Source organism: Thioclava sp. F42-5 (assembly GCF_002213195.1).
Lineage (GTDB): Bacteria > Pseudomonadota > Alphaproteobacteria > Rhodobacterales > Rhodobacteraceae > Thioclava > Thioclava nitratireducens.
In genome coordinates this window covers 199,544-215,706 of record NZ_NBNZ01000001.1, presented here as the reverse complement: position 1 = coordinate 215,706, position 16,163 = coordinate 199,544, and the positions used below count along the sequence as shown (strand labels likewise).

Below are 16,163 nucleotides of genomic sequence, written 5' to 3'. Positions count from 1 at the left end.
CTGAAGATGAAGCTAGACGATTTTGATTTCGAGCTCCCCGAGGGGCTGATTGCGACGCGACCTGCGCGCCCGCGCGATGCGGCACGATTGTTGTTAGCCGAAGGCGATACAATTCATGATCGCCACGTGCGCGATCTGGTCGACATCTTCCGCCCCGGCGACCGGCTGGTGCTCAACAATACCAAGGTGATCCCGGCGCGGCTGGCGGGCACACGGACCCGGCAGAGCGCACAGGGCGAGGTGGTCGCGAAGGTCGAGGTGACGCTTCTGGAGCCCGCACCGGGCGGCGAATGGTCCGCGCTGGCGAAGCCTTTGCGCAAGGTGAAGGAGGGCGAAGAGATCGTCTTCTCCGACGCGCTTTCGGCCAAGGTCGAGGCGATCGAGGACGGCCAGCTGCGGCTCAGCTTCAACCTCACGGGCGAGGATTTCGACGCGGCTCTGGCCGAGGCCGGAGCGATGCCGCTGCCGCCCTATATCGCGGCGCTGCGCGCCCCCGATGACGAGGACAAGCGCGACTATCAGACCGTCTTCGCCCGCCATTCCGGCGCGGTCGCGGCGCCCACGGCCAGCCTCCATTTCACCCGCGAGTTGCTGGAGGCGCTGGCCGCCAAGGGTGTGGAGTTCACCGAAGTGACGCTGCATGTCGGCGCGGGCACCTTCCTGCCGGTGAAGGTCGAGGACGTCACCACGCACAAGATGCATTCCGAATGGGGCGAGGTGAGCGAGCAGGCAGCGGCCGAGATCAACGCGACCAAGGCCGCAGGCGGCCGCGTCATTCCCGTCGGCACCACCGCGCTGCGCCTGATCGAGAGCGCCGCACGCGCCGAGGGCGGCGCGAAAGGCCATATCGTGCCCTTCCGGGACGCCACAGACATCTTCATCTATCCCGGCTTCGAGTTTCGCATCACCGACGCGCTGATGACGAATTTCCACTTGCCGAAATCGACGCTGCTGATGCTCGTCTCGGCCTTGATGGGGCAAGATCGCATACGCAAAATTTACGATCATGCGGTTAAGACGGGCTACCGTTTCTTCTCTTACGGCGATGCGTCGCTTCTAATTCCCTAGAGTCGCTTTCAGGGCTTGGAAATGTTGTCGCCGCGGACTAGATGCCGCGGGACGACGCAATCCAATTCAGGCCCCCGGGAGACCGATATGCTGTTAGTGCTGCGCCAGACATGGCCGCTTTTGCTGGGCATCATGCTCTTGATGGTCGGCAACGGGATGCAGGGCACGCTGCTCGGTATCCGCGGCAAGATCGAGGGCATCAACACCTTCTACATGTCGCTCGTGATGTCGGCCTATTTCGCGGGCTTCCTGTTCGGGTCGCGCATGGTGCCCGAGATGATCGCGCGCGTCGGTCACGTCCGCGTCTTCGCGGCGCTCGGCTCGCTGATCTCGGCGGTGCTGATCCTCTACGCGGCTTTCCCGAACTGGCCTGCTTGGGTCGCTATGCGCGTGCTGATCGGCTTCTCCTTCTCGGGCGTGTATATCACGGCGGAAAGCTGGCTGAACGCGGGTTCGACCAACGAGACGCGCGGCCAGGCGCTGTCGCTCTACATGATCATGCAGATGTTCGGCATCGTCACGGCGCAGGCGCTGCTGAACGTGGGCGACCCGGCGGGGTATCTCCTCTTCGTGATCCCCTCGGTTCTGGTGTCGCTGTCCTTCACGCCGATTCTGCTCGCCGCCTCGCCCGCGCCCAGCTTCGAGACGATCCAGCGCATGACCTTCAAGCGGCTCTGGGAAGCCTCGCCGCTGGGCATGGTGGGGCTCTTCCTGCTGGGTGGAATCATCTCGGCGATGTTCGGCATGGCCTCGGTCTGGGGTACCGCCGAAGGGCTCGACGTGAAGCAGATTTCGGCCTTCGTGGCGGCGATCTACGTGGGCGGTCTCGTGCTGCAATATCCGATCGGCTGGGCTTCGGACCGAATGGACCGGCGCCGCGTGATCATGGGGGCGGCACTCGCGGGCGCGGTGGTGACGTTCACGATCTTCGCGCTCAACCCACCCTTCTGGGTGCTGCTGATCGGAGCGACGCTGATCGGCGGTGTGGCCAATCCGCTCTATTCGCTCTTGATCGCCTATACCAACGACTATCTCGATTCCTCCGACATGGCGGCCGCCTCTGCGGGGTTGATGTTCGTAAACGGGCTTGGCGCGGTGGCGGGGCCGCTGGTGACCGGCTGGCTGATGAGCGTCATGGGTCCGGGCGGGTTCTTCCTCTATATCGGTGTGCTCTGCGCCGCGATCGCTGGCTATGCGGTGTGGCGGATGACGCGCCGCGAAGCGCCTTCGGTGGACGAGACCGGCTCCTACACGCTGCTCTCGCCGACGGCGACCGCGGTGGCGGTCGAGGCGCGTCTGGAAGTCGCGCAGGAGGAGGCCGAAGCGGCCAGCGAAGAGGAAGCCGAGACCGAGGCCGCGAAGAACGAGGATGCCGCCGCCTGATGCAAGGCCCTTTGCCTGCCTCTGCGCTTGCCCTACCATGATCTGATGACAGCGGGGCAGGCACGGCAGGGGAGGGCCGTCACCATGGATCGCATCAACGAGATTATACGCTTCTGGCGTATCGAGGTCGGCGAGAAATACTGGTACCAGTCGAGCGAGCAGATCGACGCCGCGATCCGGCGTCGTTACGCGCCGCTCTGGCAGGTAGGCGCGCAAGGCGCGCTGACCGAATGGGAGCGCAACGCGCAGGGCGCGCTGGCGCTTCTGCTGCTACTCGACCAGTTCCCGCGCAACATGTTCCGAGACGATCCGCGCGCCTTCCAGACCGACCCGATGGCACGGCGCCATGCCGATCGCGCCATCGCCGAAGGGTTCGACCTGCAGATCGGGCCGCCGCTGCAGCAATTCTTCTACCTTCCTTTCATGCATTCCGAAGAGCTTGCCGATCAGGACCGGGCGGTGACCCTGTTCTCCGAGCGCTGGCGCTCGGAAGATAACCTGCGCCACGCGCTCGCACATCGTTCAGTGATCGAACGGTTCGGGCGCTTCCCTTGGCGCAATTCCGCGCTAGATCGCGAGACAACGCCCGAGGAACAGGCATTCATGGAGCAGGGCGGCTACCGCAAGGCGCTTGCGGATGCGGATGAGTTGAAGCTGTCCGCAAAATAGTTTAATGCCAAACCAGTTTCTGACCGGAGGGAAGACATGGCATCGAAAACCTACGACATGATCGTGATCGGGGCAGGGCCGGGGGGCTATGTCAGCGCCATCCGGGGCGCACAGCTGGGCCTCAAGGTCGCGATCGTGGAGCGCGAGCATCTGGGCGGCATCTGCCTGAACTGGGGCTGTATTCCCACGAAGGCGCTTCTGCGCTCGGCCGAGGTGTTCCACCTGATGGAGCGCGCGAAGGATTTCGGCCTCAGCGCCGAGAAGTTCGGCTACGATCTCGACGCGGTGGTGAAACGCTCGCGCGGGGTGGCCAAGCAGCTCGCTTCGGGCGTCGGCCACTTGCTCAAGAAGAACAAGGTCGATGTCGTGATGGGCACCGCGAAACTTGCCGGCAAGGGCAAGGTTTCGGTGAAAACCGACAAGGGTAGCGAAGAGTTGACCGCCAAGAACATCGTGCTGGCGACTGGCGCGCGGGCGCGCAACCTGCCGGGGCTCGAGGCCGACGGCAAACGCGTCTGGTCCTACAAGCACGCGCTCAATCCGCCGCATGAGCCGAAGAAATTGCTGGTCATCGGCTCGGGCGCGATCGGTATCGAATTCGCCAGCTTCTTCAATACGCTCGGTGCCGAGACGACGGTCGTCGAGGTGATGGATCGCGTGCTGCCCGTCGAGGACGAGGAAATCTCGAAATTCGCCAAGAAGCAGTTCGAGAAACAGGGCATGACGATCCGCGAGAAGACCACGGTAACCAAGCTCGACCGCAAGGCCGACAAGGTGATCGCAACGCTCGACAAGGGCGGCAAGACCGAGACGCTGGAAGTCGACACCGTGATCTCCGCAGTCGGTATCGTCGGCAATGTCGAGGATCTTGGCCTTGAAGAGGCGGGCGTGAAGATCGACCGCACCCATGTCGTGACCGATGAATACTGCCGCACCGGCGTCGATGGGCTCTATGCAATCGGCGATATCGCGGGCGCACCGTGGCTGGCCCACAAGGCGAGCCATGAGGGCGTGATGGTGGCCGAGCTGATCGCGGGCAAGCACGCCCATCCGGTCAAGCCGGGCTCGATTGCGGGCTGCACCTATTGCCAGCCTCAGGTCGCCTCGGTCGGCATGACGGAAGCGAAGGCGAAAGAGGCGGGCTACGACATCAAGGTTGGCCGCTTCCCCTTCATTGGCAACGGCAAGGCGATTGCCTTGGGCGAGAGCGAGGGGCTGGTGAAGACCGTGTTCGACGCGAAGACCGGCGAATTGCTGGGCGCGCATATGGTCGGCGCGGAAGTGACCGAACTGATCCAGGGCTATGTCGTGGGGCGCCAGCTGGAGACCACCGAGGAAGACCTGATGAACACCGTCTTCCCTCACCCGACCCTGTCGGAGATGATGCACGAGTCGGTGCTCGACGCTTACGGGCGCGCGATCCACTTCTGATCGGATGTGCCGGGAAGTGCGAAAGGCCGGGGGGAACCCCGGCCTTTTTCTTATGACCCGGGGCGACCAGCCCCGGGCCGCGCCCATTCGTCGGGCTTACGCCGCGCCACTGGCGCGACGGTCCCTCCTCATTCCCCACGGGAGGGCGCATTGGCGATGTCACTTTCGGCACTACCGACTTGCGGGCTTGAGAGATAAAATGCCCGGTCCCTGACGGAGCAAAGCGCCCACCCGAGGCTCGGGCGCGGCCCTCACCCCCAAGGCCCGTTCTTGCCTTTCCGGCGCACTTTCGGCATCGAGCGCGCACCGCTCCAATCGCCCGTAGCCGGCGCGGGGGCCGCGCGTTCCCGACGCGCACCCGTACCGCCCGCAAGCTGGCGCAGCGCTGCAACGCGGTTCTCGGTAGAGGGGTGGGTGGCGAAGAGGTTATCCGCGCCATGCCCACTCAGCGGGTTGATGATGAACATATGCGCGGTCGCAGGATTGCGCTCGGCGGCGACATTCTCGACCCGGCGCGCGCCAGCCTCGATCCGCTGCAGCGCCGAGGCCAGCCAGAGAGGGTTGCCGCAGATCGCAGCCCCTTCCTTGTCGGCCGCATATTCGCGGGTGCGCGAGATTGCCATCTGCACCAGCGCCGCCGCCATCGGGGCGAGGAACATCATCGCCAGCGTGCCCATGATCCCCATCCGCTCGCGCGAGCCGCCGAAGAACAGGGCGAAATTTGCCAGCATCGAAATCGCACCGGCGAAGCTCGCCGTCACGGTCATGATCGCGGTGTCGCGGTGTTTGATATGGGCCAACTCGTGAGCGATCACGCCCGACAGCTCTTCGCGCGACAGGCTCTGCATCAGCCCGGCGGTTACCGCCACGGCGGCGTTCTCGGGGTTGCGGCCAGTGGCGAAGGCATTGGGCTGCGGCGTGTCGATCAGGTAAACGGCGGGCATCGGCAGGTCGGCATTCTTGGCCAGTTGCCCGACCAGCGCGTTCAGCCCCGCGCGGTCGCCCGGCGCCACCAGATGCGCGTTATGCATCCGCAGCACCATCTTGTCCGAATTCCACCACGAATAGACATTCATCCCGGCGGCGAAGATCAGCGCGATCACCATGCCGGTCGCACCACCCATCAGGTAGCCCAGCCCCATGAACAGCGCCGTCATCGCCGCCATCAGCATCGCAGTCTTGGCATAACCCATTGTCGGTCTCACCCTTTGATCGTTACGCATCCGATATAGGCACGCGCCACGCCCACGCAATTCCATCGGCTACGCAAAACAAAAGGGGCCCCGGCGGGCCCCCTTCAAAATCATGCGACACAGTGCGCGATCAGCGCTCGATCTCGCCGCCACCTGCGTGCCAGTCGCCCAGCCCGCCGATATTGTAGACTTCGGCGTAGCCCATCTGGACCAGCATCTGCGCCGCACCTGCCGAGCGCCCGCCCGAGGCGCAATAGAGCGCGACCGGCTTCGCGGGGTCGAGGTCGGGATGCTTCTCCGGGCTCGACGGGTCGGCCTTCATGCGGATCGTCGCGAGCGGGATATGAAGCGCGCCCTTGGCCTTCCCCGAGCTTTTCACTTCCATGCCCTCACGCACGTCGATCACGGTGAGCTCACCGGCTTTCGCCTTGGCGACGGCGTCCTGCGGGGCAATGCGCTCGACCCGGTTTCCACCGGAAGGGCGAAGAAAATTCAGCATGTCGTTACCTCTTGCATTCGCGTGACCCGCAGGCCCGTTTCCCGGTTCATGTGGCAAATACCGGACCGCTTTCAAGAGTGATAGCGCGAAACCCGTCGAAAATACATTCAAGAAATGGAATTTAATGCCCAATTGCCGCAATTTTGATCGGGCTGCGAGGCGTGCAAGCGGCGCGACGGATACGCGCGACATTGCCGCCATGCAGAAAGTTCACATTTCGTTCGCAGATTTGGATTGGAGACTCGCGGGGAAACACCTATCTAGGGCTGGTGATAAAGGGGGCGTGGATGGCTGAACTGAAGTTCATCGAAGTGCGCGGCGCGCGCGAGCACAATCTCAAGGGCGTGGATGTCGATATTCCGCGCGACCAGTTCGTGGTGATCACGGGGCTGTCGGGCTCCGGGAAATCCTCGCTGGCCTTCGACACGATCTATGCCGAAGGGCAGCGCCGCTATGTCGAAAGTCTGAGCGCCTATGCGCGCCAGTTCCTCGACATGATGGGCAAACCCGACGTCGATCACATCTCGGGTCTGTCGCCTGCGATCTCGATCGAGCAGAAGACGACGTCGAAGAACCCGCGCTCCACCGTCGGTACCGTGACCGAAATCTACGACTACCTGCGTCTGCTCTACGCCCGCGCGGGCACGCCCTATTCGCCCGCCACCGGCGAGCCGATCGAGGCGCAGCAGGTGCAGGATATGGTCGATATCGTGATGCAGATGGAGGAGGGCACGCGCGGCTATCTGCTCGCCCCGATCGTGCGCGACCGCAAAGGCGAATATCGCAAGGAATTCATCGAGCTGCGCAAGCAAGGTTTCCAGCGCGTGAAGGTGAATGGCGAGTTCTACGAGCTTGAAGAACCGCCGACGCTCGACAAGAAATTCCGCCACAACATCGACGTGGTCGTGGACCGCGTCGTCGTGCGCGAGGGGATGGAGACGCGGCTGGCCGACAGTTTCCGCACCGCGCTCGACCTCGCCGACGGCATCGCGATCTTCGAGAGCGCGCCGCGCGAAGGCGAGGGGGAGCCCGAACGCACGACCTTCTCGGAAAACTTCGCCTGTCCGGTGTCGGGCTTCACGATCCCCGAGATCGAACCGCGCCTGTTCTCGTTCAACGCGCCGTTCGGGGCCTGTCCGGTCTGTGACGGCCTCGGCGTCGAACTGTTCTTCGATGAGCGCCTGATGGTGCCCGACGTGACGCTCTCGGTGCAGGGCGGGGCGCTGGCCCCCTGGGCGCGGACGAAATCGCCCTATTACACCCAGACGATCGAGGCGCTGTCGAAACATTACGGCTTCGATCCGAAAAAGCCGTGGAAGGATCTGCCGGAAAACGTGCAGGAGCTGTTCCTGCGCGGCTCGGGCGATGAAGAGATCAAGTTCCGCTTCGACGAGGGCGGCCGCGTCTACGAGGTCAGCCGCACCTTCGAGGGGATCATCCCGAACATGGAGCGCCGCTACCGCGAGACCGACTCTGCCTGGTCGCGCGAGGAGATGGAGCGCTATCAGAACAACCGTCCCTGCCACGCCTGCGGCGGCTACCGCCTGCGGCCCGAAGCGCTCGCCGTGAAGATCGGCGGCAAGCATGTGGGCCACGTGGTCGAGATGTCGATCAAGGAGGCCCATGAGTGGGTCGCCACCGTGCCGGGCAGCCTCTCGCACCAGAAGAACGAAATCGCGACGGCGATCCTCAAGGAAATCCGTGAACGCCTCGGCTTCCTCGTGAATGTGGGTCTCGATTACCTGACCATGAGCCGCGCGGCGGGCACTCTGTCGGGCGGCGAGAGCCAGCGGATCCGGCTGGCCTCGCAGATCGGTTCGGGCCTGACGGGCGTGCTCTACGTGCTCGACGAGCCGTCGATCGGCCTGCACCAGCGCGACAACGACCGCCTCCTCCAGACGCTGAAAAACCTGCGCGATCAGGGCAATACGGTGATCGTGGTGGAGCATGACGAGGATGCGATCCGCCATGCCGATTACGTCTTCGATATCGGCCCGGGCGCCGGCGTGCATGGCGGTCAGGTCGTTTCGCGCGGCACGCCCGAAGAGATCGCCGCCGATCCGGCGTCGCTGACCGGGCAATACCTGTCCGGCACGCGCGAGATCGCGGTCCCGACCGAGCGGCGCAAGGGCAACAAGAAGAAGCTCAAGGTCGTGGGTGCGACCGGCAACAACCTCAAGAACGTCACGGCCGAGTTCCCGCTCGGCAAGTTCGTTTGCGTGACCGGCGTTTCGGGCGGGGGCAAGTCCACGCTCACCATCGAGACCCTGTTCAAGACCGCCTCGATGCGGCTCAACGGTGCGCGTCAGACGCCCGCGCCCTGCGATACGATCAAGGGGTTGGAGCATCTCGACAAGGTCATCGACATCGACCAGCGCCCGATCGGGCGCACGCCGCGCTCGAACCCGGCGACCTATACCGGCGCCTTCACCCCGATCCGCGACTGGTTCGCCGGTCTGCCGGAGGCGAAGGCGCGCGGCTACAAGCCGGGGCGGTTCTCCTTCAACGTGAAGGGCGGGCGCTGCGAGGCCTGTCAGGGCGACGGCGTGATCAAGATCGAGATGCACTTCCTGCCCGACGTCTATGTCGAATGCGAGACCTGCAAGGGCAAGCGCTACAACCGCGAGACGCTTGAAATCCAGTATAAGGGCAAGTCCATCGCGGATGTGCTCGACATGACGGTCGAGGACGCGCAGGAGTTCTTCAAGGCGGTGCCCTCGATCCGCGAGAAGATGGACGCGTTGATGGAGGTGGGCCTTGGCTATATCAAGGTCGGCCAGCAGGCAACGACGCTGTCAGGCGGCGAGGCGCAGCGGGTGAAGCTGTCCAAGGAACTGTCGAAACGCGCCACAGGTCGCACTTTGTACATTCTCGACGAGCCGACGACCGGTCTGCACTTCGAAGATGTTCGAAAACTGCTGGAGGTGCTGCACAGCCTCGTGGAGCAGGGCAACACCGTCGTGGTGATCGAGCACAATCTCGACGTCATCAAGACGGCCGATCATATCATCGATATCGGCCCCGAGGGCGGCGATGGCGGCGGCGAGATCGTGGCGGTCGGCACGCCGGAAGAAGTGGCCACCAACCCGCGCAGCCATACCGGCCATTACCTTGCGCAGATGCTGGGAGTGAAGGTCGCGGCGGAGTGATCCGCCGCGCTCTGGTCGCGGGCGCGCGGGCTCAGCGCCGTGCGGTGCGGCCGATGACTTCCATGACCTTGTGGTCTTCCGCGCCGACTTTGTAGATCACGCCGCGCACGTTGTAGTAGCGCCAGGCGCCGGTCACGATCGGCAGATCGTAGCGGCGCAGGTTCAGGATCATCGAGTGCTGATAGACTGGAAACACATCGCCGACGCTGAACTCGGGCTCCATCTGACCCTGCAGTACCCAGCGTGACGTGCCATTGGTCGTGGCGACCTTGCAGAACGTGTCGCCCGTCGTGAGCGTCTTGCACTCCGGCGCGGCCTTTGCGGAAGCTTTGGCTTCCTGCGCTGCGGGGCTACCCATGTCGATCTTTCCACCGCGCATTACCTGAACCCCTTGCGCCGATCCTTCGGCAGAGGCGAGGGCGGGCAGGGCGCAGGTCAGCGCAATCAGGGCGAGTGGGCGCATCACGATCCTCATCTTGAAAGCCTATCCACGCGCGTGTCATCGGGCAACGAAATTGAGAATCGATACATCTTTCTGTCCTCCAACCTTTCGAGGACAATAAAAAACGGGCGGAGTGGTTCCGCCCGTTTTTTAATTTCCGTCTGGACTGTGGCTCAGAAGCCGACGATGTCCGTGGCCTTGCCGACCTGGGCGAGCACTTCGCCGCTCTCGGGGCTGACTTCGTAGATGTAGCCGAACGAGCGCCAGTAGGTCGCGTCAGCCTTCAGGCCGAACGCGGCGGGCTGGCGGAGGCGAACGTGGTTCTCGGTGATCTGCTGGCCAACTTGCCACAGCAGGTCGTTGCGAACCGAGGGCTTCTGGTCATGCGACTGGTTCGCGACCGAGACGCTTGCTGCCATTTTCGAACCTGCGGCGCTCATCGGACCATCTGCGAGAGCTGCCATCGGGGTAAAAGCTGCGCCGATCACCGCGATCAGCGCGACACGGGGGAGATAAGTCATGCGCGTTTTCCTTTCGTCTTGAGGGACCAAATGCCGCATTGCGGCGAAAAGGTCCATTGCAGATTCCGCATTGCCGCCATGCGTAGAAGCGAAAGCTGTTGCGCGCTGTAAGATGCTGTTATTGCTTAATAAAAAATTACGATATTTCCGTGTCAAATCACAAAGGCCTCCACTTTACGTGAAGGCCTCGTGTTCAGATGCGGCGCTATGTCGCGGTTGACGCTGCGTCTGCGAAGTCAGTAGCCGAGGATCGAACGCGCGAGTCCGATCAGAGCGAGCACTTCGCCGGTCTGGCGGTCGACCTGATAGACGTAGCCGTTGGAGCGCCAATAGGTGCGATTGTCGTTCAGGCCGTAGCGGTTCGGGTCGCGGATCAGGACGTAGTCGCCGGTGATCCGGTCACCGCGGCGCCAACGGCGCTCCGCGTCCCGCCATTCGTCGTCGCGCTCGTCGTCGTGGCGATAGCTCTTCTTGGCGAGACCGGGCGGACGGCAACCATTGTTCTTCTTGGCCAGTCCGGGCGGGCAGCCCCTGTAATCGCGCTCTGCGTGGCCGCGGTCGTTCTTCCATTTGCCGTGGCCATGCCCGTCAGCAAGGGCGGCCCCGGGCAGAAGGCTCGCCCCGAGGGCAGCGGCGAGGGTAAGCTGGGTCAGGTGTTTCATGTGACCTCTCCTTTCCTGACGCGCTCATGCGCGTGTTGGGATATAAATGAACGTAGCTGGCCAGCCGTTCCATCGCGGAATCGGGCTTTATCCACGCGCAACCCTCTCACAAGCAAGACCCCGCCGAAGACGCGCGGTCATTCGGCGGGGTCCGGCTCGCCCTCGGGGCGAAATCAGGCTTCTGGGGTTACTTCTTACAGGTATTGACGCCGAGCATCGAGTAGAGCGGGCAGGTGCCCAGCAACCCGGTCCCGAGCGGAATCAGGCCCACCCAGAAAAGCCAGCGATAGGGGCCGGGCGGGGTCATGAAGAAGGCGATGATCAGGGCCAGCCCGACCACGATGCGCAGAGTGCGGTCGATGCCGCCGACATTGTTCTTGAACATTCAAAGCCCTTTCCGTAGCGCAGCTTCCTTGCAACTTGATACTGTTACGCGAACTCAGGCGGCAAGGATTAACTGCGGGAGGCGCGGCGACGCGCCTCCGCTCGGAATTCAGGTGCGGCTGCGCTTTTCGAAACGCGGCAGCATGGCCGAGAAGTCGCGGCCCTTGCCGCCTTCGGTTTCCACGAAGGCCGAATAGAGCGCGGCGGCCAGCTTGCCCATCGGCGTGTCGGCATCGGCGCTCTCGGCGGCCTGCTGGCTCAGCCGCAGGTCCTTGAGCATCAGCTCGGCGGCGAAGCCCGGCTTGTAATCGTTGTCGGCGGGCGATTGCGGGCCGACGCCCGGCGCCGGGCAATAGGTGTTCATCGACCAACTCTGACCCGAGGAGGTCGAGACCACGTCGAACATCTTCTCGCGGTCGAGGCCCAGCTTGTCGGCCAACGCGAAGGCTTCGCACGTCGCGATCATCGTCACGCCGAGGATCATGTTGTTGCAGATCTTGGCCGCCTGACCCGCGCCCGCTTCGCCGCAATGCACGGCCTTCTGGCCCATCACGTCGAAGAGGGGCTTCACGATCTCGAAGCTTTTCGCGTCACCACCCACCATGAAGGTCAGCGTGCCATTGGTCGCGCCGCCCACGCCACCGGAGACAGGCGCGTCGAGCGAACCGAGGCCGCGCTCTGCCGCCATCGCCGCGACCGCTTTCGCGCTGTCGACATCGACGGTCGAGCAATCGCACAGCACCGCATCTTCCTGCATCGCCGGGATCACTTCCTTCGCGACGTCGCGCAGGATCTGGCCGTTGGGGAGCATGGTGATGACGACCTCGGCCTCCTGCGCCGCCGCCGCTGCGGTCGTCGCCCGACCCACGCCCTCGGGCGGCGGGGCGGTGAGGTCGAAGCCGATCACTTTGTGACCCGCGGCGACCAGATTGGCCGCCATCGGCCCACCCATGTTTCCAAGCCCGATGAATGCGATTTTCATGTCGTCTCCTCCCAGATGGCCCATTCGGGGCCGAGCGGCTCCAGCATCTGCGCGACCGCCTCTTCCGGCAGCGCATCCAGAGCATATTTCCATTGCGGATTGCGATCCTTGTCGATGATCTGCGCCCGCACGCCCTCAAGAAAATCACCTAGCTCCGCCGCACGCCAGGTAAAGCGGAACTCATGGGTGAGGGCGGCGCGGATCGTGTTCTCGGCGCGGGTCATGCGGATCAGGCGCAGCGTCGCCTCCATCGACAGCGCGGAGTTGCGCAGCACCGTCTTGTAGGTCTTCTCGGCGAACTCGCTGCCCGAAGTCTCGAGCTTGGCGACGATCGCGCTGAGGTTCTCGGCCCAGAAGATGCGGTCGATCTCTGGGCGCAGGCCCTCGAGCTTGCCAGGTTCGGGCGGGGTGCGCGGATGGGGCAGGGTGTCGATATTGCCGGTCTCGATGAGCCGGGTCTTCAACTCCTCCCAATCGGCCTCGGGCACGAACATATCGGCGAACCCGGCATAGAGCGCGTCGGTTGCGTTCATTCGCGCCCCCGTGAGGCCGAGATATTCGCCCACGTGGCCTGGCGCGCGCGCCAGCAAAAGCGTGCCGCCCACGTCCGGGATCAGCCCGATCCCGCTTTCCGGCATCGCGACCTGCGTGCTTTCGCCCACGATCCGGTGGCTGGCATGGCCGGCGACGCCGACGCCGCCGCCCATCACGAAGCCCTGCATGAAGGCGACGATGGGCTTGGGATATTCCGCGATCTTTGCGTTCATCCGGTATTCGTCGCGCCAGAAGTCGCGTCCCGGTGCATAATCGCCAGCGATCCCGGCCCGGTAAACGGCGGCGATGTCGCCGCCCGAGCAGAAGGCGCGATCCCCCGCTGCGTCGATCACGACAAGATCGACCTCCGGGTCGTCGCGCCATGCGTCGAGCGCCGCCTCGATCGCCATGGCCATCTCGTGATCGAGCGCGTTGAGCGCCTTGGGTCGATTGAAGGTCAGCCGTCCGGCGTGGCCTTCCTTTCTCGCGATCATCGTTTCTTCGGTCATCCACGCTCCGCCAGCATCGCGCGGCTGACGATCAGCCGCATGATTTCATTCGTGCCTTCAAGGATCTGGTGCACGCGCAGGTCGCGCACGATCTTCTCGATCCCGTAATCGGCAAGATAGCCGTAACCACCATGCAATTGCAGGCATTGGTTTGCCACATCGAATGAGGCATCCGTCACATAGAGTTTAGCCATGGCGCAGAACTTCGTCGCATCATGGGTCTTGTTGTCGAGCTTCCATGCCGCCTGACGCAGGAAGGTGCGCGCGGATTCCAGCTTCACCTCCATATCGGCGAGGCGGAATTGCAGCGCCTGGAACTGGTCGAGCGATTTACCGAAGGCCTTGCGCTCGCCCATATAGGCCAGCGTCTTGTTGAGCGCGGCCTGCGCGCCGCCCAGGGCGGAGGCCGCGATATTCAGACGCCCGCCATCGAGACCCGCCATCGCATAAGTAAAGCCTTTGCCCTCTTCGCCCAGCAAGTTCTCCGCCGGAATGTGGCAATCGTCGAATTGCACCTGCGCGGTCGGCTGGGCTTTCCAGCCCATCTTGCGCTCGAGCCCGCCGAAGCTGAGCCCCTTTGCACCGTCCTCGACCACGACCGTCGAGATGCCCTTGGGCCCCGGATCGCCGGTGCGGACCATGGTCACATAGACATCCGAATAGCCGCCGCCCGAGATGAACGCCTTGGTGCCGTTCAGGATCCAGCCCTCGTTCGAGCGCTCGGCCTTGGTCCGCAGCGCCGCGGCGTCCGAGCCCGAACCCGGCTCGGTCAGGCAGTAGGAGAAGACCTTCTTCATGCTGACCAGATCGGGCAGCCAGCGCGCCTTGTCCTCGTCCGAGCCGAACTTGTCGATCATGCCGCCGCACATGTTGTGGATCGACAGGAACGAGCCCACGGCGGGGCAGGACATCGCGAGCGCCTCGAAGACGAGCGTGGCATCGAGGCGCGACAGGCCCGATCCGCCATAGTCTTCGGAGACGTAGATGCCGCCCAGACCCAGCTCGGCCACTTTCGGCCAGAGCTCTTTCGGGATCGTGCCGGCCTCTTCCCACGCGTCCGCATGGGGGGCGATCTCGTCCTGCCCGAAGGCGTAAGCCATGTCGAAAATGGCCTGCTGTTCCTCGCTGAGCGCGTAATCCATGAAACTCCTCCCCGAGCTCACTTTCGGTAAAGGCTCGACCTCAACCGGATGAATTGAACACCCGTTTAATTTCGAATCCTTGCGAGAGTTTTGCAAGGGGGGAGCTTGTGCAAGTGCAAGCGTGCCGTCAGCCCGTCAGATAATCCGCGATCACCGAGTGCGACCCGCGCGCCCAGACGTCGTTAAGAAGCGCGGTGAATTTCGCCACGACCTCGGCATTCTCGGCCAGATCGCCGTAGATCTCGGACATCTCCAGCCACGCGGTGGGACGCTCCTTCGCCAGCTTCGACTGCGCGACGAGGCGATCCCAATTCGGATCGTTCGGCGCGATCTCGGCGCCGGTCTCGCTGGTGCCGTAGCAATAGCGGCACCAGAGCGCGCTCTCGAGGATCAGCCCGGTGCAATCCCGGCCCTGAGCGAGGCAATCGCTGATCGAGGTGATGATGAACTTCGGTTGCCGGTTCGAGCCGTCATGGCACAGGCGGCGGATCGTGTCGGCCACTTCCGGGTTCGAGAAGCGGCTCAAGATCAGCTGCTTGTAATCGTTCAGGTCGGTGTCGGGCACCGGCGGCACGATGGGCAGGATCTCGGTCGTCTCGATCTTGTCGAGATAGGCGCGGATCTGATCATCTGCCATCGCCTCATGCGCGTATTCGATGTCCCGCAGGCCTGCGGCATAGGCGATGATCGCGTGCCCGCCATTGAGGATACGGATCTTCATCGTCTCGAACCGGTCGACCGCATCGGTGAAGGTCACGCCGACTTTCTCCAGCGCGGGGCGGCCTGCCGGGAAATTGTCCTCCATCACCCATTGCCGGAAGGGCTCGCAGGTGACGGGGGCGGCGTCCTCGATCCCGAAGCTTTGGGCCAGCGCACGCTCGCGCGGGCCGGTGGCGGGGGTGATCCGGTCCACCATCGAGTTCGGAAAGGCGACATTGGCCTTGATCCATGCGCTTAGCTCCGGATCGGAGAGTTCCGCCAGTCCGCAAACCGCGTCGCGCGTGACATGGCCGTTATGGGGGACGTTATCGCAACACATCACGGTGAAGGGCGGCACGCCCGAGGCTCGGCGCGCCTTCAGCGCGGCGATGATCGCGCCGAACGCGGTCTCGGGATGGTCCGGATTGGCCGCATCGGCCTGAATGTCGGGATGGGTCGGGCTGAACGTGCCGGTCTTCGGGTCGATGTAATAGCCGCCCTCGGTCACGGTAAGCGACACGATCCGAACGCTGGGCTGCGACATGGCGGCGATCAGCGGCGCATTTCCGGAGGCCACTTCGGCAAAACCAACCATCGAGCCTATCACGCGGGCCGATTTCGCCGCCGGGTCCAGCTCGATAACGCTATAGAGCCCGTCCTGTGCTAGAACCGCATCGCGCATCTTCGCATCGCCCGGTCGAACGCCCGCGCCCATGAGCGCCCAGTCATGGCCTTCGCCCAAATTGAACAGATCGTCGAGATAGACCGCCTGATGCGCCCGGTGGAAATTGCCGCAGCCGATATGAACGATGCCGGGGGTGAGCGCCGCGCGGTCGTAACCGGGGCGCGCCACGTCTGCGGGAAGCTCGGAGAGGGTGTCGTTGGAAAGTGTCATG

15 protein-coding genes are annotated in these 16,163 nt (G+C 63.8%); 5 read left to right on the top strand and 10 right to left on the bottom strand.

Going from position 1 to position 16,163, the window contains the following annotated elements:
• The first annotated feature begins 6 nt into the window (after nt 1-6).
• The 4 genes from queA to lpdA all read left to right on the top strand — a co-directional run bounded on the left by queA (nt 7) and on the right by lpdA (nt 4,551).
• On the top strand, nt 7-1,068 hold the full coding sequence (queA, locus tag B6V74_RS00990; protein ID WP_075774588.1) for a tRNA preQ1(34) S-adenosylmethionine ribosyltransferase-isomerase QueA: 1,062 nt from the start codon (nt 7-9) through the stop codon (nt 1,066-1,068).
• An 87-nt stretch (nt 1,069-1,155) separates the two neighbouring features.
• Nucleotides 1,156-2,451: an MFS transporter gene (locus B6V74_RS00985; RefSeq protein WP_075774589.1), complete on the top strand. Its 1,296-nt coding sequence runs from the start codon at nt 1,156-1,158 to the stop codon at nt 2,449-2,451.
• An 84-nt stretch (nt 2,452-2,535) separates the two neighbouring features.
• The gene (locus B6V74_RS00980) at nt 2,536-3,120 is read left to right on the top strand and encodes a DUF924 family protein (protein WP_075774590.1); all 585 of its coding nucleotides are present in this window, start codon (nt 2,536-2,538) and stop codon (nt 3,118-3,120) included.
• Nucleotides 3,121-3,156: 36 nt separating this feature from the next.
• Complete coding sequence (lpdA, locus tag B6V74_RS00975; RefSeq protein WP_075774591.1) at nt 3,157-4,551, top strand: dihydrolipoyl dehydrogenase; 1,395 nt, start codon at nt 3,157-3,159, stop codon at nt 4,549-4,551.
• A gap of 251 nt (nt 4,552-4,802) precedes the next feature.
• Here lpdA and htpX read toward each other — a convergent pair whose 3' ends face one another.
• Both htpX and B6V74_RS00965 read right to left on the bottom strand, forming a co-directional pair.
• On the bottom strand, nt 4,803-5,744 hold the full coding sequence (gene htpX / locus B6V74_RS00970) for a zinc metalloprotease HtpX (RefSeq protein ID WP_088721726.1): 942 nt from the start codon (nt 5,742-5,744) through the stop codon (nt 4,803-4,805).
• 130 nt (nt 5,745-5,874) lie between these two features.
• On the bottom strand, nt 5,875-6,243 hold the full coding sequence (locus B6V74_RS00965) for a rhodanese-like domain-containing protein (RefSeq protein WP_088721725.1): 369 nt from the start codon (nt 6,241-6,243) through the stop codon (nt 5,875-5,877).
• Nucleotides 6,244-6,530: 287 nt separating this feature from the next.
• Between B6V74_RS00965 and uvrA the strand changes: the two genes are divergently transcribed.
• Nucleotides 6,531-9,392, top strand: coding sequence for an excinuclease ABC subunit UvrA (gene uvrA / locus B6V74_RS00960; RefSeq protein WP_075774594.1), 2,862 nt, complete (start codon nt 6,531-6,533; stop codon nt 9,390-9,392).
• A gap of 31 nt (nt 9,393-9,423) precedes the next feature.
• Here the strand turns inward: uvrA and B6V74_RS00955 are convergent, their stop codons facing one another.
• The 8 genes from B6V74_RS00955 to B6V74_RS00920 form a co-directional block, all read right to left on the bottom strand.
• Entirely contained in the window at nt 9,424-9,855 is a 432-nt protein-coding gene (locus B6V74_RS00955) for a hypothetical protein (protein WP_075774595.1), read from the bottom strand.
• A gap of 152 nt (nt 9,856-10,007) precedes the next feature.
• Complete coding sequence (locus B6V74_RS00950; protein ID WP_075774596.1) at nt 10,008-10,355, bottom strand: hypothetical protein; 348 nt, start codon at nt 10,353-10,355, stop codon at nt 10,008-10,010.
• Nucleotides 10,356-10,591: 236 nt separating this feature from the next.
• Nucleotides 10,592-11,017, bottom strand: coding sequence for a hypothetical protein (locus tag B6V74_RS00945; protein ID WP_075774597.1), 426 nt, complete (start codon nt 11,015-11,017; stop codon nt 10,592-10,594).
• A 187-nt stretch (nt 11,018-11,204) separates the two neighbouring features.
• Nucleotides 11,205-11,402, bottom strand: coding sequence for a DUF2892 domain-containing protein (locus B6V74_RS00940; RefSeq protein ID WP_075774598.1), 198 nt, complete (start codon nt 11,400-11,402; stop codon nt 11,205-11,207).
• A gap of 108 nt (nt 11,403-11,510) precedes the next feature.
• Nucleotides 11,511-12,383 carry a 3-hydroxyisobutyrate dehydrogenase gene (gene mmsB, locus B6V74_RS00935; RefSeq protein ID WP_075774599.1) on the bottom strand — a complete coding sequence of 291 codons (873 nt, stop codon included), beginning with the start codon at nt 12,381-12,383 and terminating at the stop codon, nt 11,511-11,513.
• Nucleotides 12,380-13,426 carry an enoyl-CoA hydratase/isomerase family protein gene (locus tag B6V74_RS00930; RefSeq protein WP_088721724.1) on the bottom strand — a complete coding sequence of 349 codons (1,047 nt, stop codon included), beginning with the start codon at nt 13,424-13,426 and terminating at the stop codon, nt 12,380-12,382. Before B6V74_RS00930 ends, mmsB begins: the two co-directional genes overlap by 4 nt.
• Nucleotides 13,423-14,568, bottom strand: a complete 1,146-nt coding sequence (locus tag B6V74_RS00925) for an acyl-CoA dehydrogenase family protein (RefSeq protein WP_088721723.1) — start codon at nt 14,566-14,568, stop codon at nt 13,423-13,425. The genes B6V74_RS00930 and B6V74_RS00925 overlap by 4 nt, the downstream gene beginning before the upstream one ends.
• A 127-nt stretch (nt 14,569-14,695) precedes the next feature.
• Nucleotides 14,696-16,162: a mannitol dehydrogenase family protein gene (locus tag B6V74_RS00920; RefSeq protein WP_088721722.1), complete on the bottom strand. Its 1,467-nt coding sequence runs from the start codon at nt 16,160-16,162 to the stop codon at nt 14,696-14,698.
• Nucleotide 16,163 lies beyond the last annotated feature (1 nt).